22 protein-coding genes are annotated in these 26670 nt (G+C 68.0%); 19 read left to right on the top strand and 3 right to left on the bottom strand.

The features are described from left to right. Positions 1-140: 140 nt before the first annotated feature. Together V5O46_RS24510 and V5O46_RS24505 are read right to left on the bottom strand one after the other, a co-directional pair. Positions 141-1727: an alpha-amylase family glycosyl hydrolase gene (locus V5O46_RS24510; protein ID WP_332886837.1), complete on the bottom strand. Its 1587-nt coding sequence runs from the start codon at positions 1725-1727 to the stop codon at positions 141-143. 51 nt (positions 1728-1778) lie between these two features. Continuing rightward, positions 1779-2813, bottom strand: coding sequence for a questin oxidase family protein (locus V5O46_RS24505; protein ID WP_332886836.1), 1035 nt, complete (start codon positions 2811-2813; stop codon positions 1779-1781). A gap of 513 nt (positions 2814-3326) precedes the next feature. Between V5O46_RS24505 and V5O46_RS24500 the strand changes: the two genes are divergently transcribed. The 13 genes from V5O46_RS24500 to V5O46_RS24440 all read left to right on the top strand — a co-directional run bounded on the left by V5O46_RS24500 (position 3327) and on the right by V5O46_RS24440 (position 18769). Further along, the gene (locus V5O46_RS24500) at positions 3327-5048 is read left to right on the top strand and encodes a WD40 repeat domain-containing protein (protein ID WP_332886835.1); all 1722 of its coding nucleotides are present in this window, start codon (positions 3327-3329) and stop codon (positions 5046-5048) included. Between the two features lie 10 nt (positions 5049-5058). Beyond that, positions 5059-5745, top strand: a complete 687-nt coding sequence (gene ribA, locus V5O46_RS24495; RefSeq protein WP_332886834.1) for a GTP cyclohydrolase II RibA — start codon at positions 5059-5061, stop codon at positions 5743-5745. Further along, complete coding sequence (ribD, locus tag V5O46_RS24490) at positions 5742-6872, top strand: bifunctional diaminohydroxyphosphoribosylaminopyrimidine deaminase/5-amino-6-(5-phosphoribosylamino)uracil reductase RibD (protein ID WP_332886833.1); 1131 nt, start codon at positions 5742-5744, stop codon at positions 6870-6872. The genes ribA and ribD overlap by 4 nt, the downstream gene beginning before the upstream one ends. A 1-nt stretch (position 6873) precedes the next feature. Next, on the top strand, positions 6874-7887 hold the full coding sequence (locus V5O46_RS24485; RefSeq protein WP_332886832.1) for a formylglycine-generating enzyme family protein: 1014 nt from the start codon (positions 6874-6876) through the stop codon (positions 7885-7887). A gap of 6 nt (positions 7888-7893) precedes the next feature. Then, a complete protein-coding gene (locus V5O46_RS24480) occupies positions 7894-8979 on the top strand; it encodes a glycosyltransferase family 4 protein (RefSeq protein ID WP_332886831.1) in 1086 nt (361 codons plus the stop codon). A gap of 76 nt (positions 8980-9055) precedes the next feature. After that, positions 9056-9988, top strand: a complete 933-nt coding sequence (locus V5O46_RS24475) for a nucleoside hydrolase (protein ID WP_332886830.1) — start codon at positions 9056-9058, stop codon at positions 9986-9988. A 76-nt stretch (positions 9989-10064) separates the two neighbouring features. Further along, positions 10065-11441 (top strand): MFS transporter, encoded by a 1377-nt coding sequence (locus V5O46_RS24470; protein ID WP_332886829.1) that lies wholly within the window; start codon positions 10065-10067, stop codon positions 11439-11441. Continuing rightward, on the top strand, positions 11438-12253 hold the full coding sequence (locus V5O46_RS24465; RefSeq protein WP_332886828.1) for a hypothetical protein: 816 nt from the start codon (positions 11438-11440) through the stop codon (positions 12251-12253). The genes V5O46_RS24470 and V5O46_RS24465 overlap by 4 nt, the downstream gene beginning before the upstream one ends. After that, entirely contained in the window at positions 12240-13601 is a 1362-nt protein-coding gene (locus V5O46_RS24460) for an NCS2 family permease (RefSeq protein WP_332886827.1), read from the top strand. The genes V5O46_RS24465 and V5O46_RS24460 overlap by 14 nt, the downstream gene beginning before the upstream one ends. A gap of 34 nt (positions 13602-13635) precedes the next feature. Beyond that, the gene (locus V5O46_RS24455; RefSeq protein ID WP_332886826.1) at positions 13636-14292 is read left to right on the top strand and encodes an HD domain-containing protein; all 657 of its coding nucleotides are present in this window, start codon (positions 13636-13638) and stop codon (positions 14290-14292) included. Positions 14293-14855: 563 nt separating this feature from the next. Continuing rightward, positions 14856-16061, top strand: coding sequence for a tyrosine-type recombinase/integrase (locus tag V5O46_RS24450; protein ID WP_332886825.1), 1206 nt, complete (start codon positions 14856-14858; stop codon positions 16059-16061). Next, on the top strand, positions 16058-16384 hold the full coding sequence (locus V5O46_RS24445) for a helix-turn-helix domain-containing protein (protein ID WP_332886824.1): 327 nt from the start codon (positions 16058-16060) through the stop codon (positions 16382-16384). The genes V5O46_RS24450 and V5O46_RS24445 overlap by 4 nt, the downstream gene beginning before the upstream one ends. 1050 nt (positions 16385-17434) lie before the next feature. Beyond that, on the top strand, positions 17435-18769 hold the full coding sequence (locus V5O46_RS24440; RefSeq protein ID WP_332886823.1) for a hypothetical protein: 1335 nt from the start codon (positions 17435-17437) through the stop codon (positions 18767-18769). Positions 18770-18919: 150 nt separating this feature from the next. On the opposite strand, the gene V5O46_RS24435 is transcribed toward V5O46_RS24440, so the two are convergent. Further along, the gene (locus tag V5O46_RS24435) at positions 18920-19105 is read right to left on the bottom strand and encodes a hypothetical protein (RefSeq protein WP_332886822.1); all 186 of its coding nucleotides are present in this window, start codon (positions 19103-19105) and stop codon (positions 18920-18922) included. 1230 nt (positions 19106-20335) lie between these two features. Here V5O46_RS24435 and fxsT point away from each other — a divergent pair. The 6 genes from fxsT to V5O46_RS24405 all read left to right on the top strand — a co-directional run bounded on the left by fxsT (position 20336) and on the right by V5O46_RS24405 (position 26632). Continuing rightward, positions 20336-23350, top strand: a complete 3015-nt coding sequence (fxsT, locus tag V5O46_RS24430) for an FxSxx-COOH system tetratricopeptide repeat protein (RefSeq protein ID WP_332886846.1) — start codon at positions 20336-20338, stop codon at positions 23348-23350. Between the two features lie 171 nt (positions 23351-23521). Then, a complete protein-coding gene (locus V5O46_RS24425; protein WP_332886821.1) occupies positions 23522-23911 on the top strand; it encodes a hypothetical protein in 390 nt (129 codons plus the stop codon). Positions 23912-24001: 90 nt separating this feature from the next. Continuing rightward, entirely contained in the window at positions 24002-24382 is a 381-nt protein-coding gene (locus tag V5O46_RS24420) for a hypothetical protein (protein WP_332886820.1), read from the top strand. Positions 24383-24505: 123 nt separating this feature from the next. Then, positions 24506-24943, top strand: a complete 438-nt coding sequence (locus V5O46_RS24415) for a hypothetical protein (protein WP_332886819.1) — start codon at positions 24506-24508, stop codon at positions 24941-24943. Between the two features lie 236 nt (positions 24944-25179). Further along, positions 25180-25407, top strand: coding sequence for a hypothetical protein (locus tag V5O46_RS24410; protein ID WP_332886818.1), 228 nt, complete (start codon positions 25180-25182; stop codon positions 25405-25407). Positions 25408-25465: 58 nt separating this feature from the next. Then, positions 25466-26632: a hypothetical protein gene (locus V5O46_RS24405; protein ID WP_332886817.1), complete on the top strand. Its 1167-nt coding sequence runs from the start codon at positions 25466-25468 to the stop codon at positions 26630-26632. Positions 26633-26670: the final 38 nt, after the last annotated feature.

The following is a 26670-nucleotide window of genomic DNA, read 5'->3' as shown; positions in this document are numbered from 1 at the left end:
CACCGGGCAGGGCGGGAACGGCGTCGTACGGGTCGTGCAGTTGAGGTTGACGCAACCACGCGCTGAAGATCCACAGCGTGATTGACCGGCCACGTCCCAGAGACAGTGGACTGCTGGGCCTTCTGGGCCTCGTCAAGTAGCTACTTCGGCCTCCAGATCACCCCCTCGTTGGGGGCCAGCACAAGCGAGTCGCCGCTCGCGGAGGCCGCAGGGCAAGTGGAAAGGGACCGCCCCCAGTCACGGCCACCGAGGATCTGGTCGATAGGAACCGTGCGATCAATCAAGTTGAGCGTGATCAGGAGGCTTTCGGCCCCTGGCTGTCTGGAGCGCGTATAGGCCAACACTTCGGTGGGGCTGTCGAGGAATTCGATCACGCCGAGTCCGAGTGCCGGTTGGTTGCGGCGCAGATCCAGCAGTGCCCGTGTGAGCCGGAGCAAGGATCGGGGATCATCTTCCTGCGCTACTGCGGTGCCTCCGGGGGGAAGCGTCAGGGGAAGCCAGGGACATACGCCTGGCTTGGTGAACCCCGCGGTCGGGCCGTCGTTCCAAGGCATGGGAGAGCGTGCGGGATCGCGGCTCAGTCCGGGGGCTCTCAGTCCCCAGGGGTCCCGGATGTCTTCGGGAGTGATGTCCGCGTTTGGTAAGCCGAGTTCGTCGCCGTTGTACAGGATGGCTGTGCCAGGCAGGGTGAGGAGCAGCATCATGGCGTTGGGGGCTTGTGCTGTTCCGACTCGTGAGGCAACCCTCGGGTCGTCGTGGCTGCCCATGACCCAGGTCGGCACCGCCGTGCTGGGAAGCACACGGGTGACGGCGCGAACGAGTTCTCTGATGGCCTGGGCCCGCCAAGGGGTCTGGAGCAGGCCGAAGTTGATGGGGAGATGGATTTCGTCGAGGTCGCGGCCGAAATAGCGGCTCCAGGCCGACCAGTCGTATTCGTGGATCTCTCCCATGGAGATACGCGCGTCCAGACCTTCCCCGTACGAGTCGAGTAGCCTGCGGAAGTCGCGGTAGATCTCGTGGATGTCGGGATGTCCCTGGTCGTAAATGTGCTGCTGGCTGTCGTAGTCGCCCATGGGGCGGTGATGGGCCGTGGCACCTTTTGGTGCCGGGGGGTTGTCAGGTAGTTCGGGGTCTTTGGCAAGGAGCGGGGCGCAGTCCACGCGGAATCCGTCGATGCCGCGGTCGAGCCAGAAGCGCGCTACGTCGAACATGGCCTTTTTGGCCGCCGGATTACGCCAGTTCAGGTCGGGCATGGACGACAGGAATGAGTGCAGATAGTACTGGCCGCTTTCGGGGTCCTGGGTCCATGCGGGTTCCCCGAACAATGTGATCCAGTTGTTGGGTGGCCCGCCGCCGGGGGCCGGATCTCGCCATATGTACCAGTCGCGCTGGTGACTGTCCGGTCCCGCTCTCGACTCGCGGAACCAAGGGTGCTCGGCGGATGTGTGATTGGGCACGTAGTCGATCAGTACGCGCAGACCATGGCTGTGCGCCGTGCGGATGAGTGTGTCGAAGTCTTCCAGATCCCCGAAGAGGGGATCGACCGCGGTGTGATCCCGGATGTCGTACCCGAAATCCTCCATGGGCGAGGAGAAGAAGGGCGACAGCCACAGCGCGTCGACACCGAGGGAGGCAAGGTAGGGGATCCGCTGGCTGATGCCTCGCAGATCACCGACGCCGTCCCCGTTGGCGTCGAGGAAACTCCGCGGATAGACGTGGTAGATCACAGCGCCGTTCCACCAGGACCGCTTGGTCATCGGCTGACAACCCGGCCGCGCTCAGAAGGAGCCGGTCTCGCAACGGCGGACCCAGTCAGTCGCTGCAATTGCGTACGCGGGATCCGGGTTCAGTTTGTCTTCGCGCCGGCAGGCTTCCACGTACTTGATGGCGTGCGGGTCCTCGGTCGAAAGGGCTCGTTCGGCGAGTGTGGCGTAGTCCTGGGCCGGCTCCTCGGGGTGATGCTCACGTTGTCCGGTGCCGTAGGCGCTGCGGATGGCCGCCGAGAAGCGGACTGCGGCAGCGACGCTGGGCCAGTGGAGTTCGGTGGGCAGGCTCGGCAGCACCAGGCGTACCGCCGCGGGCGTGGTGAGCGCGTGGACGAAGGCCATGGGTGTCTTGTGATCGTCTGTGAGATAGCTCCCGGCGGCGGCTAGGGTGAGCCGGCTCAGCGCCCCGTCGGCGTCCTTCTCAGGGAGCAGCGAGTCCACGGCCGGCGCGAAGTCCGGTTCGAGCCATACAGTTTCGAGCCGGATCCTAAAGATCATGCCCATGCCCTGGTCGCTGCGCAGCCTGGGGACGGCCTCCCACGCTTGCGTCAGGTCCCGCTCGCGCGGTGTCGACGGTGCCTCGGGGAGTTCCTGGTACCGGGCGGCCCAGTAGCCCAGTCCGCGGGCGAGTTCCTCAAGGCGCCATGGCGTGTGGGCCTCCGTCAGCATGCGCACAGCGTGCCCGGTACGGATGACGCCGTGGCCTCCTCCTGCAGCGAAGCCCGGCAGCAGGCGCGGCCACCAGCGGGCGAGGACATCGGTCCAGGCGGCGCCGTCGAGTTCCCGCCGGAAGAATTCGGTCCAGTCGCCGAGGAGACGCATGTTGCCGAGGGCGGGGCGCCAGTTGTCGTGGGTGATCTCGTGGGAGCGCCCGTAGGTGTCCTCGTAGAGGATCTTCCGGTACGAGGACACCCAGGCTCCGATCGCGTCGGTGTGCCCGAGTTGTCCCAGGGCTTCGGCAGCCATGGGGCCGTGGTTGCTCACGCCCGGGCCGAACTCGGGCCCGGAGTCGCTGAGATACTGCAGTGCGCCGTCCAGATCGTCCACTGTTCCCCCTAAGATCGCTTCCTCTCCATGGAAGGATGCGGCGGCCCCTTGGGCAACATGGTCGATACACATTGGCTCATTCCGGGGCTGCCGGAAGGCTCGCGGCCGGCGGCCGTCCGGCACCGACGGGTGGGTTTCGGCAATGGGCACGAGGAACCGCGATCATGCATATATGCGAGCCTGTGCAGGCGGTGGCAATAGCCGCGAGGGACACGCCCATACGATCTTGGCTCATTTCAGAGGGATTTTCAGGCTGGCGGAAGCATGTGAAAACAAGACAGTCGCCTGGGCGGCGTTGACTCGGGCATTTGCCAAAACTAGAGTCCTTCCTCGGCCGTAAAGCGGCCCCTCGCCCACGCCCGGCTAGAACCCGATCCGCGTTTCGTCTAAACGCCTCTCACTGCTCATTCAGTCAGCGGTCTTCATCCGCGCCATCAATGTGGCGTCATCGCTCCGCGTGGGGCACACCTGTGCCCGTTCTCCGGGGCTGACACGTGACGACAAGGGGAATTCATGATTAAGCACACGTCGCCGATCAGTGGAATCGACGCCCACGGCGAACTCGTGGTGACCGCCGGCTACGACAACAGAGTCATTCTCTGGAATGAGTCGACCCGCACCGCTATCACCGAGGCACGCCACGACCACCTCGCTAATCAGTGCCGGTTCTCCACTTCCGGTCGCATCGTCGTGACATCGAGCAGTGACTATTCGGCCCGCTTATGGTCCGTGCCCGATCTGCGTCTCATCACGGTCCTCACGGACCAGAAGGACGACGTGGAGATGACCGTGGTCTCGTCCGACGAGACACGGGTGGCCACGGCATCGCGCGACCACATCGCGCGGATCTACGACCTGGACGGGCGGCTGATCCACCGCCTGGAGGGGCACGAGGCCGACGTCCTGTCCGTCGAGTGGGTGCGGGACGGCACCGAGTTGGTGACTACCAGCGACGACGGCACCGTCCGCCGCTGGGACGCAGCCAGCGGATCCCTGTTGAGCACCATCGACCTCGGGGACGTCGAGACGGACACGGTCGCGGTCCTGGGCGTGGACAGCTTCGCGCTCGGCAACGACGAGGGGGAGCTGATCCTTATCAGCCCGTCGGGCACGAGGCGTCACCGTGTGCACGACGCCGGGATCAAGCGGCTCGCCTACGATGCCGAGGGCGGCATCCTGCTCAGTTCCAGCTACGACCGCACGGTGCGGCTGTGGCGCCTGGACCGGGAGACGGACCCCGTCCACCTTCTGACGAGCGAGGTACCGGCCGACGTCTGGCTGCGTTCCTGCGCCAAACTGGATGCCACCCGCTGGGTCTTCGGGACTTTCGGATCGAGTTACGCCGTCTTCAACCGGGATGCCGGCAGTTGGGACCTGACCGGCGTCGAGCCCACGCCGGGCCTGAACGCGGTCGCGAGTACCCCCCTCGGGCGGTTCACGGTCGGTGACAGCGGCACTGTCCGGCGCGATGACGAGGTGTCGGCCGAACTCGGCAGCTGCTGCAACTTCGTCACCCCGGTCGCGGGCACGGTCGTCAGCGGCGGCCAGCTCGGTGCCCTGTACGACGCGACCACCGGTGCGATGCTGTACCAGCACCGCTCTCCCCTCAACTGCGCGGCCGTGCACGCGACACCGGACGGCGACATGCTCGTCGTCGGCACCTACACCGGTGAGGCGCTCGTCCTGCGCGACGAGGCAGGAACCGGACTGAAGCTGGTCGGCGAGCACCGCATCCAGGAGAACGCCATCAAGGGTGTGGCCGTCCAGGGCGACGTGCTCTTCAGCGTGTGCGCCACGGGTGCCGCGAGGTGGCATTCCCTGCCGGATCTCAAGCTTGTCGCCGACAACGACGAGGCGCACGCGCGCATAGCCAACGGCGCGGCGGCTCTTCCGGACGGACGGTTCGTCAGCGTGAGCCGCGACCTGACGCTGAGGATCTGGACCGCCGGCGGGAAGCAGCAGGCAGTCGTGCCGACTCCGCACCGCAACAGCATCAAGTGCGTCACCGTCGACCCGCACACCAGCCTGATCGCGACGGGCGGCTACCACGGCCGGGTCGCCGTCTATGACCCCGTGGCCGGTGAGTGGGTGCGCGACGCGCGGCCGACGACGGCCGGCATCTCGGCGCTGGCTGCCGCAGGCTCGCCGGGGCGGTTCCTGGCCTCCTCCTACGACGGCCGCGTGTACGAGATCGAGGCGCCTGTCGCCGTCATATCCGCCGACCGGAGCAAGTAGGAGCCGCCTGATGACAACATCCGATGAGACGGTGGTGGCACGCCTTGCGAGTGCCCCCGTCCCGGTCGGCTCCACCATCATGCAGCTGACCGTCTTCGGGCAGGTCGGCGCGGACGGCCAGGAGACGGAGGAAGTGGTCACCTTGCGGACGGTCGCGCCGCGGAGCGAATCCGCCGCGCCGCCGATCACGCGCATCCACAGCGCCTGCTTCACCGGGGACGTCCTCGGCTCCGAGAAGTGCGACTGCGGTCCCCAGCTGTCCGCGGCCCTTGCCGCCATCGTCCAGTCGTACAACGGAGTTCTCGTCTACATGCTCCGGCAGGAAGGGCGGGGCATCGGCCTGGCGAACAAGATCCGAGCCTACGCCCTGCAAGCAGCCGGCCACGACACCATCAGCGCGAACCTTGCCCTCGGCTTCCCGGCAGAGGGCCGTGACTTCCGGATGGCCGCCGACTGCCTGCGGCATCTGGGCATCGCCCGGGTCCGACTCATGACCAACAACCCGGAGAAGGTCGGACAACTCGCCGCCCAGGGGATCGTGGTCGAGGACCGGGTCCCGCTCGGAGGCTTCCGTACTCCCTTCAACGAGGCATACCTCGAAGTCAAGGACCGGCTGATGGGCCACCTCGATGCACTGGGCACCACGCGTCCGCTCACCGCACTGCCCGTCGGTGTCTCGCCACAGGGGGCGCGGTGACAATCGATGCTTCCGAGGACGGACAGACCTTCTCCGAAGAGGAGCGGGCCGCGATGGCGCGGGCCGTGTCGCTGGCCCGGCGCGGACTCGGCTCCGTCGCGCCGAACCCGGTCGTCGGGGCAGTGGTCCTCGACCGCGCGGGCCGGCAGGTCGGCGAGGGCTGGCACCAAAAGGCCGGGGGGCCACACGCCGAGGTCCACGCACTTCGCGCGGCGGGACCCCTCACCGCGGGCGGCACCGCCGTGGTCACCCTGGAACCCTGCAGCCGGCAGGGGCGTAGCGGCCCCTGCACCCAGGCCCTGCTCGACGCCGGGATTCGCCGAGTGATCTTCGCGGTCCCTGATCCCACCCTGTCAGGCGAGGGCACGGCAGCACTGCACGCCGCCGGAATCGATGTTCGGTCCGGGCTCTTCGAAGAACGCGCCGCAGAGGTCAACCACGCCTGGCTGACCTCTGCAGTCACCCGGCGCCCGCACGTCACCCTCAAACTCGCGTCCACGCTCGACGGGCGGATCGCGGCGCGCGACGGAAGCAGCCGCTGGATCACCGGCCCGCCGGCACGCCGGGACACCCATTTGCTGCGGGCCAGGACCGACGCGATTGCCGTCGGCAGCACCACCGCTCTGATCGACGATCCCGAACTCACCGCCCGCAGTGCCACTGGCCGCCCCAGGACGCGACAGCCGGTCCGGGTGGTCTTCGACCGCCGACTGCGCACCCCTGTCGATTCGCGCCTCGCCTCCGACGGCGCGGCCCCCACCTGGATCCTCACCACGCGGTCAGCGGGGGACAAGCCCCTGGGGAAGGCCGAGCTGATCACCATAGATCCCGGCTCGGGCTTCCTCACGACCTCCCTGTCCGAGCTCTACAACAGGGGCATCCGGTCGCTCCTCGTCGAGGGAGGCGCCACACTGGCCGGCGCCCTCCTGACCGAGGCACTGGTGGACCGGATCATCTGGTACAGCGCCGCCAGGCTACTCGGACAGGACGGTGCGCCCGCCATCCGCGGTCTCGACGTACCGTCCTGCGGCGCGGCACCGAGCTTCCGCGTCCTCGGCACGCGTCGGCTCGGCGAGGACGTGCGCACGGTACTGGAACCGGAATCCGCCCGCGGGAAGCAGGAGTGACGTGACGTCTCACATCGTGCACGCGAACCTGGTCGACGCCGACATCAACGCCCTGACCGACAGGGCAGCGATGGGGCTGCCCGAAGGCTACGTAGAACCCAGAGCGGAACGCCTTGATCACTTCGCGCAGGTGGTCGGCCGCCCGCCGGCCCAGCTGGCCGACCTGGTCCAGGACGAGTCACTCCCCCTCGAACATCGTGTGGCGGCCGGCACCGCGCTGGCGCTCGCGGGCGACCCCCGGATTCGCTGGGAGACTCCGGACATGCTGCACGTCCCCGCAGGCCGGGCACTCCTCGGAACGCCGGACAGCGAGGTCGACGCACTGCACGCCGACGCCGCACAGTTCGGCGTGCAGCGGTCCTGGGTGGAGAAGGAATGCCCCCGCCACACGCTCCAGATCCCAGCCTTCAACATCGCCAAATACCCGGTGACCAATGACGAGTTCGCAGTCTTCCTCAAGGACACCGGCCATGTGGAGATCCCGAGCAACTGGAACTACGGCCGGTTCGATCCCGCTGCCTCCAACCACCCCGTGTACACGGTCACGGCACAGAGCGCCGACGCCTACGCGAACTGGCTCAGCCGTCGCACCGGCCGCCGCTTTCGTCTGCCCACCGAGCAGGAATGGGAGTACGCCGCGGCAGGGCCGGCGGGGCTGCGTCATCCCTGGGGCGACAGCTGGAGCGCCCAGGCGGCCAACACACTGGAGACCGGCCTTCTCATGACCAGCCCGGTCGGGGCCTTCCCCGAGGGCCGGTCATGGTGCGGAGCCTTGGACATGGCGGGCAACGTCGAGGAGTACACCAGCAGCACCTACGGACCGTACCCGGGCGGGGAAGTGGTGCACGACGACCTGTACGTGAGGCTCGGCGCCTACCGCATCGCCCGGGGCGGAGCCTTCAACCGGTTCCGTGATCTGGCCAGGTGCCAGCGCCGGCACGGCCCCTACCCGCGCTCGCTGTATGCAATGGGCTTCCGGCTGGCGGAGGACGTCCCGGCGTCCGGAGAGGGCTGACGAGCAGTGCGTATCGTCCACGTCCACTGGACCGGACTGCCGGTCACCGGTGGAGTAGAGACCCATCTGAGCGCGGTCGTCAGCCAACTCGGCGCCCTGACAAACGAGATCCATGCCGTCGTGGGCACACAGCACTCGCCCGGCTGCGACTACGACCCGGCCCTCGACATCGGCGAACCCTTCGTCCCCGACCGTGCAGGCGCACTCACCGAACGGTGTCTGGACGCCGACATCGTGCACTGGCACAACCCGCAGTGGCACAAGCCCGAAGTCGTGACCGCCGTCGTGGAGCGGCTGCGGGAGCGCCGGTGGCACGGCCGCCTCGTCTTCGACCTGCACAACATCGACGAGCGGGCCGACCAGTGGGAGTTCCTCGCTGCACTTCCCGGCCCCCTGGTCGCCCACTCCGCCTTCGTCGCCGCCGAGGTCAGAGGCAGGCTGCCCGATGCCGAAGTCACCGTCCTCGGGCTTGCGCTGCCCTTGGAAGAGGCCCCCTTCCGGCTTCCGGCCGCGGGCGGCACCATCGTGCTGCAACCCAGCAGGATGACCCGCTGGAAGGGCTCCCACCTGAGCCTGGAGGCGTCCTTGACCCTGCTGGACGAAGGCGCCGACCTGCACTTCGTCCACGCGGGTACCGAGCACCTCATCTGGCCGCCCGGTATCCCCGAGTCCCTCCTGGAACGGGCTGGCGCCTGGCAGGAGAAGGGACGTGTGCATTTCACCCACTACCGTCCCCAGCAGAGTTGGGCGGCGATCCGCGCAAGCGACATCATCGTCCATCCGACCATCGACCGAGGCGCGCACGGGGAGCCTTTCTCGCTCTCCGTCGCGCAGGCCGTCATCTGCGGACGCCGCATCATCGCCAGCGACTCCGGGAACCTGCCGCTGCTGCTCGGCGACTACTCAGCCGCCGCCATCGTCCCCGCCGACGACGTCTACGCGCTGACCGGCGCGCTCCGGGAAGCCGCGCAGCAGCAGCCGGTCGCGCCGACGGCTGGTGACCTCGCCCTGGCGCAACACCTCCGCGACGGCTTCGCGACCGCCGGCCAGCACCACCTGGCCTTCTACCAGAGCCTCACCAACACGGCATGACCAGACGGGCACCACCACCGCCAAGGCACGGACGCTGATCCGCCGCAGGTCCCCGACCGAACACCTGGAGTCCCACATGCCCACCCCCATCATCCTCGACTGCGATCCCGGCCACGACGACGCGATGGCCATCCTGCTGGCCGTCGGTGACCCCCGCGTGGAGCTGAAGGCGGTCACCACCAGCGCGGGCAACCAGACCGTGGAGAAGACCGCCCTGAACGCACGACGCATGTGCTCCCTGGCCAAAGCCTTCGACGTGCCCGTCGCCGCCGGATACCTCAAGCCGCTCACCGGCAGGCTGCTGATCGGCGACGACGTGCACGGTGAAACCGGCCTGGACGGCTGGGACTTCCCGGCACCGGAGGTGCCGCTCCATTCCGCGCATGGTGTGGACCTCATCCACAACCTGCTGGCCGACAGTCCTGAACCCCTCACCCTGGTGGTCACCGGCCCCCAGACGAACATCGCGGGACTCCTCGCCCTCCACCCGCAGGACAAGGAGAAGATCAAGGAAATCGTGTGCATGGGCGGGGCCACGCACCGCGGAAACACCCTGCCCTACTCGGAGTACAACATCCTGGTCGATCCCGAGGCCGCCCACGAAGTACTCTCCAGCGGCATCCCCCTGACGTACTGCGGCCTCAACGTCACGCACCAGGCACCGGTCACCCGGGACGTGCTGCAGCGGATCACCGACGTGGGCACGCACATCAGCAAGGCGTCGGCAGCCCTCCTCGAATTCCGCTCCAGCACCTACGACCAGATCTGGGATCTGCCCGACGCGCCGCTCCACGACCCCGTCGCCATCGCCCGTGTGCTCGATGCGAGCCTCGTGGAATGCGTCGAAGCGCCCGTCTCGATCGAACTGCACGGGGAGTTCACCCGCGGCGCGACCGTGATCGACCTCTACGGTGTCACAGGCAGGACCCCCAACGCCCAGGTGGCGACGCGACTGGACACCGAACGGTTCTGGGACGTGTTCATCGCGGCGCTCACCGCCCTGGGCTGACCAGTTGACCTACGGAGGCTGACCGACCGTGCCCGTTTCCCCCCTTCCGACGCCGGGTGCCCGCTTACTGACGGCATTGGCCGGGGCGCAGCTGCTGGTGGCGCTCGACTTCTCGATCATCTACGTCGCGCTGCCCGACATCGGGACAAGCCTCCATTTCTCCGCGGTCGCGCTGCAGTGGATCGTGAGCGCGTACGCGATCTTCTTCGCCGGGTTCCTGCTGCTGGGTGGGCAGCTGGCGGACGTCTTCGGCGCCGGCCGGGTGTACCTCACCGCCCAGCTGCTCTTCGCCGCCTCCTCGATCGGAGCCGCCCTCTCGTCCTCCGCCTCGGTGCTGATCGCCGCGCGGGTCGGTCAAGGGGTGGCGGCTGCCCTACTGGTGCCCGCGACGCTGGGCCTGCTCAGCTCCGCCTACCCCGCAGGTCCGGAGCGCGACCGGGCCGTGAGCGTGTGGGGTACCACGGGGGCGGTCGGACTCGCCCTCGGTGTCACGGCCGGCGGAGGCATCCTGGCAGTGGCCTCCTGGCAGTGGATCTTCTGGATCAACCTCCCCATCGTGGCGGTCTGTCTGCTCGCCGCCGGGAACGCGGTCCGTTCCACCTCCGCCGGGACCCGGGCTCCCGTCGCCACGGCGGCGACGCTCTCGGCGTGCGCCGCAGTCGTGGCCCTTGTCCTTGCTTTCACCGAACTCTCCCGCGCCCAGCCCTCCCTCCCCGTCGTCGCCGCCGCGCTGGCGGTGACGATCCTGGCCGGAGCATTCCTCGCACTCAGCCAGAAGCGGCGCAGGCCGCTGGTGCCCCGAGCCCTGCTGCGTGTGCGGACTCTTCAAGTGGCCTGCCTGGTGGCGGGGTTGTACATGGCGAGCTTCGGAGCCGAGTTCTACCTCGTCACCCTCTACCTCCAGGACGTACGGGACTACAGCGCGCTCGCCGCGGGCATGGCCTTCCTCCCGCTGGCCGGCGCCATCACCGTGGGGAACACGGTGGCGGGCCGGCTGGCCAGCCGACTGCCGTTGCGGCGACTGCTGTCCACGGCGTTCCTCACCGGTGCGGCCGGCCTTGTGGTGCTCGCCCTGGCCGTCGGCGCTGAGGGCGGCTACCTGCCGGGCATCCTGCCGGGACTGCTGCTCAGCGGCCTGGGACAGGGGATGGCGTTCACTAGCATGTTCATCACCGGAACCCGCGACCTCCCGCAGGCGAGCAACGCGACCGGGAGCGCCCTGGTGACAACGGCTCAGTACATCGGCGGCTCCATCGGCCTGGCGCTGCTGGTCCTGCTCCACGGAGAGCAGCCGGCAACCCCCGACTTCGTCCGGACGTTCTGCGTCACCGCGGTCATCGCCGCGGCGGCCTCGCCGTCGGCGCTGTTCCTCCTCACCCGGACGGGCCGACAGCCCGCCCCGGTGTCCCGACAAGACCAGCCCTCACAGCACAGGACCGGAGGTCATCGATGAACGCTGCCCGCTTACTCGACAGGACCGGGCTTCCCCCGCAGGCCCGGCAGACGGTGGACGACTTCGAGAAGCAACACGACACGTACTTCAGCCACCTCGTCCACTTCGGCCCCCAACTGCTGGAGTCACTGCATGCCCCCGGCGCCCTGCCGGACAACATACGGATCGCGTCCGCCGACGATCCTTCAGTCATCGAGCGGATGTCCGCCGTCACTGCAGTCGCCAACCTTCCCGAACAGCATGAGGCCGACCGCAGCCGCTACCTACAGGCGCTGCTCGACATCTACGGCATGCTTCCCGTCCAGGCACAGCGCAGCGCCTCTGCGGCAGGAACAACGGTCATCGCGCCGGAGCGCGAGGGCCGCATCCTGGCCGAGCGCCTCGACGTTCTGCCCCAGAAACGGGGCTGGACACCACATGCCAAGCGGATGCCGGTGGCTGGCGGACTGCTCGTCGGTGTGGACGAGTGGCTGCCCTCGCAGGCAGACCGGCTGGTCATCGTCGACGGCGTCGTGGCCAGCGGGGTGACCCTTATGGCGATGCTGCAGCTGACACTCCGGCCGGGAGCCGACGTCGAGATCTTCACCTGCCACTCCACCCGGCAAGGCGCACTCGCCCTGGCCAGGTACGCCGAACAACTGGAGGTGTCGCTGACCCTCCACGTCGGCCACGTGTCCGGGGCACTGAATGGAAAGTTCTACGCCGTGGAACCGGACGCACCCGACCAGGTGCTGCTGGGCGATGTCGGAGACACCATCAGTCCCGTCGCCCCCGCCTTCCCGCTACGCGGACAACGACGTGAACGCGCCTGACCGCCCAGGACTCAGGCCGAAGCCGGTCTCACACCATCCCGTCTCCGGCCATGGACCCGTCGACCGGTACTTCTCCCTGAGCGCGAGGGGCTCAACCTGGCGCCGCGAGATCGTCGCCGGGATCTCGACGTTCCTGGCCCTCTCGTACATCGTGGTCGTCAACCCGGCCATCCTCAGCCAGGGAGGCATCCCCCACGCCGCCGCCTTCTTCGCGACAGCAGCAGTCGGCGGCCTCGCCACCATCGCCATGGGACTGTGGGCACGGCTCCCCTTCGCCGTGGCACCCGGCATGGAGATGAACGCGATGATCGCCTTCTCCGTGGTCGGCACCCTCGCCTACACCTGGCCCCAGGCACTGGGAATGGTGTTCTGGTCCGGCATCGCGATGCTCGCGGTGTCCCTGCTGCGGCTGCGCGAGACCGTGATCAACGCGATCCCCCCGCAGATGCGTTCGGCACTCGCCGCTGCGGTCGGCACGTTCATCGGACTCATCGGCCTGCAGATCGCCCACCTCGTCACCACGTCCGATGGGCGGCTGTCCGGCCTGGGCGACTGGACGGACCCACCCGCCATCGCCCTCTACATCGGCCTCACCGTCGCCCTGGCCCTGGACGCCGTGGGCGCCCGTGCCGCAGCGGTCCTCGGCGGCATCGCAGCCGCCGCGCTGTACTGCGCGTTCGCCGGCATCCGCACCGACGCCGTCCACGACGGCGTCCACGGCAGCGGCGCCGCACTACTCCGCTTCGACCTCACCGTCATCACTGACCCGAGGGCGTGGAGTATCGTCCTCGTGCTCTTCGCCCTCGACTTCTTCGGCAGCATCGCGAAGGTGGTGGGCCTGTCGGCGCACACCCCCCTGCAGGACGGCAACGGACAGGTGCCCGGTATGCGTCAGGCTCTCCTCGTCGACGCCGGCGCCACCGTGGCCGGATCCGCAGCCGGATCCTCCAGCTTCGTGGCCTTCGTAGAGAGCGCGGTCGGCATCCGAGCCGGCGCCCGCACCGGGATCACGGCGATCGTCACCGGACTGCTTCTGTTCTCCTGCCTGTTCCTAGGCCCGCTCCTGGCTCACGTCCCCGTCGAAGCCACCACCGGTGCTCTGGTCTTCGTGGCGGTCAAGATGCTCGCCGCGCCCCGCTCAGGTGGAGCGGACCGCCTGGGCCTGGCCGTCACAGCGACTGCCGTGGGCGTCACGATCGTCACCCTCGCGATCGACCAGGCCATGGCCGCGGCCTTCATCGTGTGCACGGCCGCGAGCGTACTCAGCCGCCGACGACCGCATCCCGCTCTGTGGGTGACGACGTTGGTCCTCACGGCCAGCGTCCTACTGCAATATCTCAACCTCTGAACAGTGCACGCATGAACCTCTCAAGGAGCCTGCCATGCCCCACGACGACGCCCCCCTGCTCGCCGAATCGGTCCAGCAGCCCGACGGCACCCCCGACAGACTGCGCCGCCAGATCGAGTTCATCATCGAGGTGGACCGGCTCAAGGACATTTTCCGGCAGAGCCCGCTGCTGGCCGCGAACCGCAAAGAGAACGACGCCGAGCACTCCTGGCATCTCGCCCTGATGACTTTGGTACTCGCCGAGTACGCGGACGAACCCATCGATACAAGCAAGGTCCTCGCCCTCGTCGTCCTCCACGACCTGGTGGAGATCTACGCCGGAGACACCTTCCTGTACGACACAGAAGCTGCCGCCGACCAGGAAGCACGGGAACAACAGGCCGCAGACAAGCTGTTCGCACTCCTGCCCGCCGACCAACGGGGCCATTTCCGGTCCCTGTGGGACGAGTTCGAAGAACGCAGCACACCCGAGGCGCGATTCGCCAAGGCCATGGACCGGCTCCAGCCCCTGCTACTCAATTACGGAAATCGAGGCGGGACTTGGCGCAGCCCTGGCGTCACCGAGAAGGACGTGCTCGCCCGCAAGTCCGTGATCAAGGACGCCTCCGCAGACCTCTGGCAATACGCACAGGACCTGATCCACACCGGAGCCGCCAACGGCTGGGTCCCCCGAGCAGATCCCAGCACCTGAGGAAACTCCGCGTATGTTCACCGACATGGTGTCGTACGCGAGTGACGAGCGGTGCGAAGCACCGGCGCAGGCGCTTGTGCCACTCTTGAAACGCAGCGGACTGAGGGAGCGGTCGGCGGGCCTTCTGGGTGTCACCGACCCTCCGTTGCATGACGCGCACCGCACGAGTGTCGCACTGCCAGGAGACCCCGAGAACCCCGGCGCGATCGACGACAAGTACCTGGCCTGCCTCCTCGGGCTTCCCGTGCTGTCCAATTCCCTCGGCCTCGGGCCACGTTCGATCGCCGAAGCCTCCGGGATTCCGGTGGCCGAGGACTTCTTCATCGGTAGTGTCACTGGCCAGGTCGACGGGCGCCCATGGAGGGACAAGCCGATCACCGCGTCCGAATTCCCCGAAATTTGTCTGGGTGGTGACGGCGGCATGCTTCGTCATCGTGTCCTATCTGTCGGGTATGCGCCCAGGGGAAAACGGGGCGGAGTTGCATCTGATGCAGCACTCCGCAGGGTCCAAGTAAGCGCGAATCGGCAGGTGATGGGCGTCAGCTCCGTCATCTTCTCGCACTGTGCAGGCGATCTACCAGCGGCTCTTGCGCTCCATCGAGGCTATCCCAACAATGTTGCACCTAACGCAACGGAGGTTGGAGTGGCGAAAGCGGCTGATTTGGCGGGTGCGGCACACCTGGTGCTCGTGGACGGGATCTCCTACCTGGACCCCGAACCTGTCGTGTTCGAGGCCATGCTGGAGGGGTGGACCAAGCAGCAGCGGGCCCGCTTCCTGGAAGTGGGACGGGACCATCAAGCCGCGGCTGTCACTGGTCCGCCGGTTCGCCGAGTACTCCAACCAGTACCCGTGGCAGTGGCAGTCGGCCGAGTTCGAGGCGTTCATCGACCATCTGCGGACGAAGACACCGACGTTCACGGTGTCGAGCGGCCGGAACTACCAGAACCACCTGCGGCTGTTCTGCGAGTACATCACTGACCCGCGCTACGGCTGGATGTCCGTCTGCCAGGAGCGATTCGGCGAGATGCCGGTCCAGATCCTGCACGAGTGGAACACCGTCACCCACGTCAGCGAGTACGAAGGCGACCCGCGCCGCCGGCCGCTGACCTACGACGAGATCCAGGACCTGTTCGACGCTGCCGACGGGCGGGTCGAGGAGGTCCCAAAACGCGGCCGCAAGGGCGCGTTGACCGCGATGCGCGACTCCGCCCTGATCAAGACCTACTACGGCTATGGCATGCGGCGCCGGGAGAACGTCGGCCTCGACCTCGCCGACCTGCGGCGCAACCCGAAGGCTCCGCAATACAAGCACCACGGGGCGGTGTTCGTACGCTGGGGCAAGTCCTCGAAGGGCAGCCCGCCCAAGCGCCGCACCATCTTCACCGTCCCGGAGATGGACTGGATCGTCGACGACCTCGACCATTACCTGACCGAGGTCCGGCCCCGGTTCAACGTGGGCAAGCACCCCGCGATTTGGGTCACCGAACGCTCCGGGCGCCTGTCGCGCCGATCGGCGAACGAAGCCTTCGAGGGAGCCAAGCAAGCCGCTGACCTGCCCGAAGAACTCGAATTGCACTGCCTGAGGCATTCCTATATCACACATTTGACCGAATTTGATTACCCGGAAAGATTCGTCCAGGACCAGGCCGGCCACGGCTATGGCAGCACCACGGCCCTCTATACCGGCGTCTCGGACGAGTACCGCAACCGGCTGCTGCACAAGAAGCTGGGCCAGCGATTCCCCGGTATCTGGGAGGACCCTAAGTGATCAAGAAGATGGGTTACCGCTGGAACCTGCGCAAGCTCATGGCCGACCAGGAGATGTTCCAGACCACCGACTTGGTGCCGCTGCTGGCCGAACGGGGCGTCAACCTCTCGCGCGAGCAGGTCTTCCGCCTGGTCACGCAGCCGCCGCAGCGGCTCTCGATGGACACCCTCGCGGCTCTGTGCGACATCCTCGGATGCCAGCCCAACGACCTCATCGAGGTCCAGGTCGTCAACGAAGAGGTACGCAAGACCGCTGGCGGTGAGACGCCCGGCCCGCTTCCGGCCGTGCGCCGGACCTCGATCCGGCGGCCGGAGGGCCTGTGAGCGCATCCTCTCCGACGGCTCCGTCAACCGTGGCCCGGCTCGCCGCACAGGCAGCCCGCTTGGAGGCCGCGACGGCCGCCGCCGTCGGCCACCTCACCTCGGCTCTGCCGTCGCTCGGCCGCCAGGACGCCGAGGCCGCCCTGGTGACCGCGGTGCCGATCCCCACCCGAGGGGCAGCTCGCTACCTGGAAGAACTAGCCGGACACCTCGCGGACCACCCCGACGCGCTGACATCAGGCAGCTCGCTCTGTCCACCGGTCCTGCTTCGGCTCGCTGAAGTCCTGCACAATGCCGGGCGCCCTGTGGTCCGTCCCGGTTGCGCACACTGCGGAACAGTACGAAGCGACCTGCGCCAACTCCGCCCCGAAGGGCGGCTCTGCGGTTCGTGCGACGCCCGAAGCCGCAAACGCGAAACCTGCGCGCGGTGCCACCGTGATGGCCAGCGCGTCGTTGCCCGGCGCCCGGAGGGCCCGATCTGCAATCGCTGCTACCGCGCGGACCCCGCCACGTTCGAGGAGTGCGCCGACTGCGGTCAGCTCCGTCACCCGGTGGTGCGACGGGACGACGGCCGAGGGCTGTGCATCAAGTGCTGGAAGCGCCCGATGCACACCTGCGTGAGCTGCGGAAAGACAGCAGCCGCCGCTCTCGTTGACGACAACGGGGCACTCTGTCACCTCTGCTACAACCTCCATCGTCGGCCACGAAGGCATTGCGGTCGGTGCGGACAGCTCAAACGCATCGCCCGCAACGCCCGCGACGGGCAGCCGGACCTCTGCGACGGCTGCTACCAGGGCCCCGACGCGACCTGTTCGATCTGCAGCAGGGTCCGCCCCTGCGCCAGCCGCGACGAACAGGGCCAGCCGGTCTGCGCAACCTGCTACCAGCGTCATCGCGCCGGCGAGCCATGCGCCCGCTGCGGCCGGACGAAGCCGGTCAACACCCGTTGGCCGATCGGGCCGGTCTGCATGACCTGCTACACCGCCGTGCTCCGCTCACCAGCCGAATGCCCTCGCTGCGGCATGGTCCAGCCGTTGATCGCGCAGGGTGACGATGGCACCGGAGGTCTGCGGTCCATGTGTCGGGTTCGCCGCCGACTACACCTGTGAGCAGTGCGGCCGGGCGGGCAATCCTCACAGCCGCGGCCGATGCGCTCACTGTGTCCTCGCCGAGCGGGTCAACGTCCTGCTGGCCGGGCCCGATGGCCGGATCACCTCCCAGCTGGAACCGCTTGCGGCTGCGCTGGCGGACGCTCCCTCACCGTTCCCTGCTATCCAGTGGCTCAAGGAGAGCCCGAACACCAAGCTCCTCGCCCGGCTGGCGTCCGAAGGGCACGAGCTCAGCCACGGGCTGCTGGATGAGCTCCCGCCCAGCCGGAATCAGCGCTATATTCGCCAACTCCTCGTGCATACAGGGGTGTTGGAGGAACGCAATGAGGACCTCGAACGCATCCCGGGCTGGCTGGAGCACGAGCTCGCGGACAAGCCGGCCGCACACGACAGCCTCGCCCGTCCCTTCCTGCACTGGTTCCTCCTCCGACGCGCCCGCCAACGGGCCGCCACCCGCCGCCATCCTGCCTCCGCCGACCGCGACCTGCGGCGCCGCGTCAGCGTCGCCCTGGACTTCCTGGCCTGGATGGACCAACGCGGCCTGGCCCTCGCCGACCTCGCCCAGGAACACATCGACGACTGGATCGCCGGGGCCACCAGTCAGCGCCGATACCTGATCCGCTACTTCCTAAAATGGACCACGAGCCGCCAGCTCACCCGCGAACTGACCGTCCCCTCCATCCCGAGCCAGGAGCCCCAGGACCTACTCGACGACGACGATCGCTGGCGGCTCCTCCAACGCTGCCTGACCGACGATGCCTTGCCGACGGACGTCCGGGCCGGCGGCGCGATCACCCTGCTGTTCGGTCTGTCCACCGAACGTCTTTGCCACCTGACGCCTGAACACCTCAAGTTCGGTGACAAGCACGCTCACCTGGTCCTGGGCCGCCACCCCGTCCTGCTGCCCCCACGGCTCGCCGAGCTCCATCGGCAACTTGCCGAACAGCCCCGACTGCGGCCGCAGCTCTCGCGAGCCCACCCAGGTCCTCAGTGGCTCTTCCCGGGCATGGTCCCGGGAAAGCCGATCTCGACACACGGCATGACCCAGAAACTCAACCGGCACGGCATCCCGGTTCGCACCGCGCGCAACGGGGCGCTGGCCGCCCTCGCTGCTGATCTCCCCAGCCCGATCCTCGCCGACGTGACCGGGATGCACCGCCACACCGCACTCCGCTGGGTCGCCTACGCCCGACGCGACTGGGCCGAGTACCTCGCCGCACGAGCCGAAGATGAAGCTGCCGGAAGGTGGGACGGAAGAGCGACGGTTGAAAGGCTGTGATCAGTGGCCACTCTGAAGGTCACTAGCCTGCCCGACTCCACAGTCAAGTCACCGTTCGTTGTCGACAGATCCCCTGCGCCAGACGCGACTGGACCGGGTACCTCGCTGCCGCGCTGAGGGTCCGGGCCACCATCGAGCTTGACCTCCAGTCTACGGCCAGGCGGCGACGACGAGCGCGACCAAAGCCATACCCAGAGAGAGGGTGCTGCCGAAGGCGACACCTGCGCGGGCGAGGGCCGTGGGGATGCTCGAGCTGTCCCAGCGGGCCAAGGCAGCGGCGGCGATGCCTGCGGCCAGGGACAGGGACAGCACGATGGAAAACAGGATCAGCACCATCGTAGTTCGGTCGGGGTACACGCTTAACACCACCTGGAGTTCGAGCTGTTGGAGGTTGCGGGTCTACGATTTCCCGGCGTGCTCCCAGGTGCCAGCAGTTGGATGTTGTGGCATACATAAGCCGGGGGTTATGCCGAAACAATTGGGCGGAGGGGCTGGACAGTGGGAGAGCAGGCTCGGACCGGGCGGCCGTGGGGCCCGGCACGCGGAACCTGCGCGGAGATCAACGAACTCGTCGGGACTCTCCGCTCGTGGCTGGATGAAGCCAGGGTGACAGTACGGATCCTGCACCAGCGGCTGACGGTCGACCACTTCACCAGTGGTCAGGTCCCCACTCTGCACAAACTGAGGGCGCAGCTGGCCGGTGACGGCCTGTCATGGGATCTGGTGGAGGCCGTCGCAGACGTCTGCTTCCCCGACGATGACAGCGATGCCGCCCGCCTTCGGCTGACCGGGCCTAAAGAGTTATGGCACCTAGCGCAGAACGCACCCACAGCCACGGACGGCAGCGGCCCACAGGTAACTGCACGCGAAGTCCTGGAGACCCAGAGGCAGGCCCTTGCCGCATACGAGGAGCTCAACCGGGCCCGCCGCGCCTTCGAGGCAAGCGAACAAGCCCGCCACCAGGCGCTGTTGATTGCCACGTACCTGTTCGGCATGCTCGGCCAAGCCCAAGCGAAGGTCCTGGAACTGACCCGGCGCATCGACGCCCTCAACCGTTCTGCCCTCCGTGAGAAAACCAATGGCCATGGCCTGGAGCAGACGCTGCATCGCGCGGAACAGCAGGAGCTGGAACTGCGCACGCAGCTAGCCCGTGCCGAAAGCGACAGGGACAGAGCACAGAAAGTTGCCGATCACGCAGCACGGCGGATCGACCAACTGGAAGCCGATCTTGCGGCACTCAGGGCGCACGCCGAGGCCGCGGCTCCATCCGGGGACACTTCCGGCGTCCTGTTGCCCGCCCCTCTACCGCAGCCGCGGTCCGACGATGCCGACCTCGACGCCGTGGACAATGCGCTCGAGAAGGTGCGGTTCGCCCTAGACCGGGAGTACGACGCCGTCCAGGAAGCTGCTGAAGACCTCGGTCTGCGCGTCACCGAGCTGGCCCGAGGCGACCAGACGATCCCAGCTCCCGAGAGAACACCACTAACTGCGGATGACCTGGGAAGCACGCAGCCGGACCGTACGCAAGGCCCAGCCCCTTTGTTTGCAACAACTGCGGACAACTCCGTGACCAGCACCTTTTCCCTTCCCGGCGTCTCCAGACAGCCCAGTACGGCCGCGAGTGCCGTCACGATCAGCTTCGCCGGTTTCAACCGGGCCTGGGCGGCCTGGATCGGGGACAGGCTGGAGCGGCGTGGCCTACGGGTCGTGTACATGCGTTGGGACGCCGCGCCGGAGATCTCGCCCGTGGACCTGCTGCACGACCTGACACTAGCTGAGGGCCGAATCCTGATCCTCGTCAGCGAGTGGTACTTTCAACTGGGTCCGCGCACCCACGAGGAGTGGAATGCGGCCCTGCGCGACGTCGTCGCCACCGATCCGTCCCGGTTCGCGGCCGTCTCGGTCACGACCGCGCCCGTGCCCACCGCCACCGCCATGCTTGCTCCGGTGGATCTGACCAACATGGGTGCCGACGAGGCCGAGCGACGCCTGCTGGACCGACTGGGCGTGCCGGGTGATCCGCTGCCGGACTCCGGTGACAGTGAGCAGCGCGGGCCGCGGTTCCCTGCGGCCATGCCCGAGGTGTGGGGCGGTGTGCCGCGTCGTAACACCCGCTTCACCGGCCGCGAACGGCTGCTGAACGACGCCTACCACCTTCTTCAGGGCAGCGAGCCCGGCGCGGGCGTGCTCACACTGCACGGCATGCCCGGGGTCGGTAAGACCCAGCTCGCCGCCGAGTACGTCTACCGCTTCGGCTCCGAGTACGACGTGGTGTGGTGGATCAACGCCGAGAAACGGGTCGCCTACCGGCGACTTCTCGCCGAACTCACCCCGAAACTCGGCCTGTCGACGGGCGCCGAGTACGGCGAGCGGCTGCGGGCGGTACGCGATGCGCTGCGGCGCGGGGAGCCGTACTCGCGCTGGCTGCTGATCCTGGACGGCGCCGACGAACCCGACCAGGTCTGGGACCTCGTGCCATCCGGCCCGGGACATGTGCTGATCACCTCCCGTAACCCGGAGTGGGGCGAGCACAACAGCAATCTGCTCGAGGTCCGCGTCTACGACCGGGACGAGTCGGTGGCCTTCATCCGGCGCCGCGCGCCGCGCCTGACCGAGGAGGACGCGGACCTGCTGGCCGAGGTGCTGGAGGACCTGCCGCTGCTGCTGGACCAGACGGCCGGCTGGCTCAACGACTCCGACCTGTCTGTCAAGGACTACATCGAGTTGCTGGAGGGCGGCGTCGACCAGGACGTCGTCAAGGTCTCCGCCGACTTCCCGCTCGCCTTCCAGACCGCCTGGTCGATCCTGCTGAACAAGCTGCGCGAGACCGTCCCGGAATCCGTCGACCTGCTGCGCCTGTGCACCTTCTTCGCGCCCGGCTTCATCCCCGTACGCCTGCTGCGCGAGATCGCCCACGACGACCTGCCCCAACAGCTCGCCGGGCTGCTCCACGACCCGCTGCTGTGGAACAAGGCGATCAATCAGCTCCGCCAGTACTCCGTGGTCCGCCTGGAGTCCCACGAGTCCACGTCCGACGAGAGCGCATCCTCCGGCGAAGCGCTCTACCTGCACCGCATGGTCCACCAGATCGTACGCAAGGACATACCGGAGACGGACCGGCACGTGTTCATCGACGTGGTCCGCCGCGCTCTCGCCGCCGCCAACCCCGGCCGTCCTACCGACACCCGCCTGTGGGACGCGTACGCCGAGATCGTGCCGCACCTGAAATACGCAGACGTGTTGCAGAGCAAGGATCGCAAGGTGCAGATCCTCGTCCTCGACTGCCTGCGCTACATGTGGCTCACGGGCGAGTACTCGTCAGGTGTCAAGTTCGGCGAACGCGCCCTGAATGCCTGGCGCACCCTGCTCGGCGAATCCCACCCGCGCATCTGGGAACTGACCTACCACTACGCCAGCCTGCTCCGCTCCTCCGGCATCTACAAACGCACGGAGATCATCGAGCGGGCAGCGGCCAAACACCTGCGGCAGGAGCATGGCGAGGAGAACCTCGACCACCTGCGCGCGGCCAGTGGCCTCACCGCCGACCTGTGGGGCCTTGGCCGGTACGACGAGGCCCTGGAACTGTCCGAACGGATCCTGACGATCGATCGTCGTGTTCTCGGCGAACAGGACTCGCGGACTCTCAATGCGCTGAACCACCTGGCCATATCGCTGCGGCTGCTCGGCCGGTACGTAGAAGCCCTGGACATCGACCGCAAGACGGCGGAGGACCGCCGCCAGCTGCTGCGGGCCCGCCACCCCTGGACGCTCTTCTCCCAGGTCTCCTACGCGATCGACCTGCGACTGCTCGGCCGCTACGCCGAGGCCGAGTCCATCCAGACGGCCAACTTTAGAGAGCACCGCGTGGTCATGGGCGCCGATAACCCGCAGACGCTTCGCGCCGAGCACAACCTCGCCCTGTGCCAGTACCGCGGCGGAGAGGTAGACAAGGCGGGACCGCTCTTGGCATGGGTATTGGGGCACTGCGAACGCAAGCTCAGCGAGACCGCTCCGCAGACGCTGGCTGCGGCCGTCAGCCAGAGCTGCTTCGCGCGTGAGCACGGCGACATCGACCAGGCCCGCGAGGCCAGCGAGTTCATCATCGCCCGCTACGAAGCACTGCTCGCTGCAGGGCACCCGTTTATCGCGGGGGTCCGCGCCAACCACGCCCTGATCCTGTGCAGAGTCGGTGAACGTGACCACGCGCACGTACTGATCGAGCAGTCGCTTGCCGACATGACCATGGCGGTGGGCGAGAACCATCCCTGGACTCTTGGCTGCGCCATCAACGCCTCCGCCCTGCGTAACTTGGTCGGCGATACGGAGTCTGCGGCCGCGCTCAGCCGGGACACCATCACCCGCTCCGCCGAGGCCCTGAGCCGCACCCACCCCCTGACCCTCTCCGCCCGGATTGCCCACGCGGCCGACCTGCGCGGCCTGAGGGACCGCCAGCAGGCCGAGAAGGTCGAACAGGAGGCCCTGTCCGAGCTGGAGTCCACCCTCGGCAAGCAGCACGTCGACACCATCTCCGCGCGCTCCCGCAACCGGCCGTACTGGGATTTTGAGCCCCAGGCGACTTGACGGGTATTGCCCGCTGACCACGGCGCAGGCCGCGATCCCGGGTCGCAGACAGGCGGACCGGCCGCTGGACGAGAGGGAATAGTGCACGGCCGGAATAAGTCCCCTCCGCCAGTAGTGTCCAATCTCCGCCGCGGCTGCCGTGCGGAGGATCCCGATTCCGGGGAGCTGCTGGTGCTAGGGCACCGCGGCAAGGGCCACAACCGCACCGCGGCCGAGTCACACAGACCGGCCAGCCGCCCCTGGGCCGTCGTCCGCCCCGTGTACCAGGCCATCGACCTGCTGGAGACGCTCCACGCAACCGACCTGCTCTTCCCGACCCGCCTGCCCGGCAGCAGCGGCCCCAAGAGTCGTCGAATGGGCACCCTGACATGGGGCTCCAGCAAGACCATCCGTGAACTGCAGAGGCTCCAGGACTGGGTGAACTCCACCTTCACCCCCGCCGATGGTGGCGTCGCGATTCCTCCAGATCCCATCAAGCACCTGCACGGGGCACGCTTCCGCCGCACCCTCGCGTACTTCATCGTCCGCCGACCCCGCGGCCTCATCGCCGCCGCCCTGTAGTACGGCCATCTCAAGACGAAAGTCACTCTGAACTACGCTGCCACCGGCGACGACCCCTGGCTGGACGACGTCGCCGTAGAGCGACTGGAGATGGTCCTCGAACAGTCCGAGGACGACTGGACCCGTCTGGATGAGGACAACGAGCACGTCAGCGGTCCGGCCGCAGCCGAGAACCGGCGCCGCACCGCCGGCGCAGCGACCTTCCTCGGCCGCACCGTACGCGCGCAGGCGAGCGTCAAGCGGCTCCTTGAGCAGAGCGACACCGACATTCATCATGGCGAAGCCATGGCCTGCGTTCATCGTGCCGAAACCGCCGAGTGCCGCAAGGAGAAGCTGCTGCTGGGCCTGCCCGCCGACGACGGGCCCGACGAATCGCTGTGTCACAGCGCCTGCGCCCAACCTTGCCTACACCGACCGGGACATCGCCGATCACCGCAGGCGACTGCCCGTGCTGGAAGCCGAGGCGCATGACCCGATGACGCCACGTCCGCGCCGGGACCGAGCTGCCGCAAAAGCGGCGCAGATCTGCGCGGTGATCGAGCGGCACGAGACGTCACGTCCGGAAGTTACGCACATGGAAGGCGGTCGGGTCGCATGACGCGGAAGAACCGAGACCGGGAAGCCGAACGTCAGGAAATACGCGCCGCCGCAGAACGCCTTCTGGCTGGGACGCCCCTGCGCTCGCCCGTCGGAAAGCTCACGGGGACAGAGCTGATCGCCGAGTGCAGGCTCCGGCGCGACGTCGTCTACGGCGATCACAAGGAGCCCGTGGACGAGTTCCGGGCACGGGCCAAAGCGCAGAACTTCACTCCCCAGGTCGTCCAGAGCATGGCCGACGAGAACATCGTGCTGCGCGAAGCCCTGGCGAAGATCAAGGCGGAACTCGCAGCGGAGCGAGAACGGGTTCACGCCCTGGTACGCGCTGCCACCGAGCTGTCCCTGGAGCTGGAGCAGACCCGCGAGGAACTCGCAGCGGTGCAACAGGTCACCCGGCTTCCCGGTCCGCGAGGAACTGGACGAATTCCCGGCTGAAGCTCGGCACACTCCACGGTGCGGTCAGGTTGGGCAGCGTCGGGCCACGGTGTCGGGGACCTCGCGGGTATTCGGGCTTGACTGGTGAGCTCGCATGTTGGGGGTGTCACGTATTCCAGCTCAGAGCGCCCCGATCGGTCACTTTGGGCCATGCGGGCGGTGTCCAGGGTCCGGCCCGGAGTAAGTATGTTCGTCCGATGGCGCGTTCGAAGCGCTTCAGGAGAGGGAGAGTGCCAGTGGACGTCGTCGCGATTATGGAAGCACTGGCTGAACAGGGCGTAACGGTGCTGCTCAAGGCCGACGCTGAGCGGATGGCAGAGAAGGGCAAGCCTTGGACCTTCGTCGCCAGTGGAGCGCCGTTGCGCGAGGACATCCTTGTGCGAACCGATGCCGCGTCTGTGGAGCAATGCCTCGCAGTGTGCTTGCCCCGCCTGCGTGAGCTGGGCTTTTCGTTCCCTGAGTGAGAGAGGGCGTGACCGATCCACCGCCCTGGATGTCAGTGTCGGCTGCTTACATGAGCCCATGGACACCGTGCACACGACCGCCGCCCTCCTCCCGGACCCCGCCGGGCTCCGCGCGCACCTGCGCGCGCTGGCCGTGCTGGACCAGGCGATCTGCCGCGACCCGCGGTTCTCCCGCTACTCCTTCTCCACCACCTGGGGGCCTGGGACGGAGGCGGCCCTGATGGACAACGGCTCGGGTGACGACTTCTCTGTCCTCTTCACCCCGGCCGGTGTGCTCGTCCGCGGCTTCGACCACGAGTCGGAGATGAGCCCGTACGGCATGGATGACGAACAGGTCTGGCCCGGTGTCATCGCCGAGGTGCCCGCCGCGCTGCGCCCGCTCCTGGACGACCCGGCCTTCGTCGACGAGGGCCTCGGCGCCCCGCGGGTGACCGCCTGCCTGTGGTGGGAGACCGGCGGCAGCGCCTGGCGCACCGGCTCGGGCATTGAGTTCCCCTCGGGCAGCTCGGACCCGGACGGCTCCGGGCGCCTCTTCCGCCTCCTCACCGACCGCTCCCCTGAGACCGTCCAGGCGCACTTCGAGGAGGACTACGGGCGGCCCGTCCCCCTCGACACCGTCCGCCACGTCCTCGCGGGCCACCCTCTGACCCCCGAAGCCGCCCGCGGCCTCAACCCGGCCGCCCTCTCCGACGAGGCCCTGCTCCGCCGGATCGCCGCCGACCCCGAGGTCGAGGCGTACCTCGCCTGCGACGGTGAGTTCGACCTCACGCGGACCGACCCCATCGAGTCGATCGCCCTGCCGGCCGGTCTCCCGGTGGAGCCTGTGGCCGGCTGCAACGCGGGAGGGACCCACTACCTCTGCGGCCCGGTCGGCTCCGACCGCGTCCGCCCCGTCCTCTACACCGATTCCGAGGGCCAGGCTTCCCTCATCGCGGAGTCCCTAGCCGAGGCCCTGACCCTGGCCATCGTCCTCCCCTCCTGGCACGACGCCCTGGCCGGCTTCCGTCCCCCCGCGCTCAACGCCGACTACCTTGAGGACAACCCGGACCACCCCGAGGTCCGCGACCGCCTCCTCGCCGCCCTCCGCCTCCCCCCGGCCACCGAGCCCGAGGTCCTGGCCCGCCTTCTCACCACGGCCGCCCGCACCGTCCCGGACGGCTTCCTCCCGGTCGAGGGCGAGGAGGACGCGGCCTTCGAACCGATGCTCCGTCTGCCGGCCGAGTAGGACAGCCCCGCCGCGCGCCGCCTTCCGGACCCGACGCA

Origin of the sequence: Streptomyces poriticola, from assembly GCF_036689765.1 — a bacterium.
Classification (GTDB): Bacteria; Actinomycetota; Actinomycetes; order Streptomycetales; family Streptomycetaceae; genus Streptomyces; species Streptomyces poriticola.
This window is presented reverse-complemented; position numbering and strand designations above follow the sequence as displayed.

Bases quoted from the DNA above. Each gene is read 5' to 3' on its own strand.
- V5O46_RS24475 (WP_332886830.1), top strand. From the start codon at position 9,056: ATGCCCACCCCCATCATCCTCGACTGCGATCCCGGCCACGACGACGCG.
- V5O46_RS24440 (WP_332886823.1), top strand. From the start codon at position 17,435: ATGGCACCGGAGGTCTGCGGTCCATGTGTCGGGTTCGCCGCCGACTAC.
- V5O46_RS24465 (WP_332886828.1), top strand. From the start codon at position 11,438: ATGAACGCTGCCCGCTTACTCGACAGGACCGGGCTTCCCCCGCAGGCC.
- V5O46_RS24455 (WP_332886826.1), top strand. From the start codon at position 13,636: ATGCCCCACGACGACGCCCCCCTGCTCGCCGAATCGGTCCAGCAGCCC.
- V5O46_RS24435 (WP_332886822.1), bottom strand. From the start codon at position 19,105: ATGGTGCTGATCCTGTTTTCCATCGTGCTGTCCCTGTCCCTGGCCGCA.
- ribA (WP_332886834.1), top strand. From the start codon at position 5,059: ATGACAACATCCGATGAGACGGTGGTGGCACGCCTTGCGAGTGCCCCC.
- V5O46_RS24500 (WP_332886835.1), top strand. From the start codon at position 3,327: ATGATTAAGCACACGTCGCCGATCAGTGGAATCGACGCCCACGGCGAA.
- V5O46_RS24405 (WP_332886817.1), top strand. From the start codon at position 25,466: ATGGACACCGTGCACACGACCGCCGCCCTCCTCCCGGACCCCGCCGGG.
- V5O46_RS24420 (WP_332886820.1), top strand. From the start codon at position 24,002: ATGGTCCTCGAACAGTCCGAGGACGACTGGACCCGTCTGGATGAGGAC.
- V5O46_RS24415 (WP_332886819.1), top strand. From the start codon at position 24,506: ATGACGCGGAAGAACCGAGACCGGGAAGCCGAACGTCAGGAAATACGC.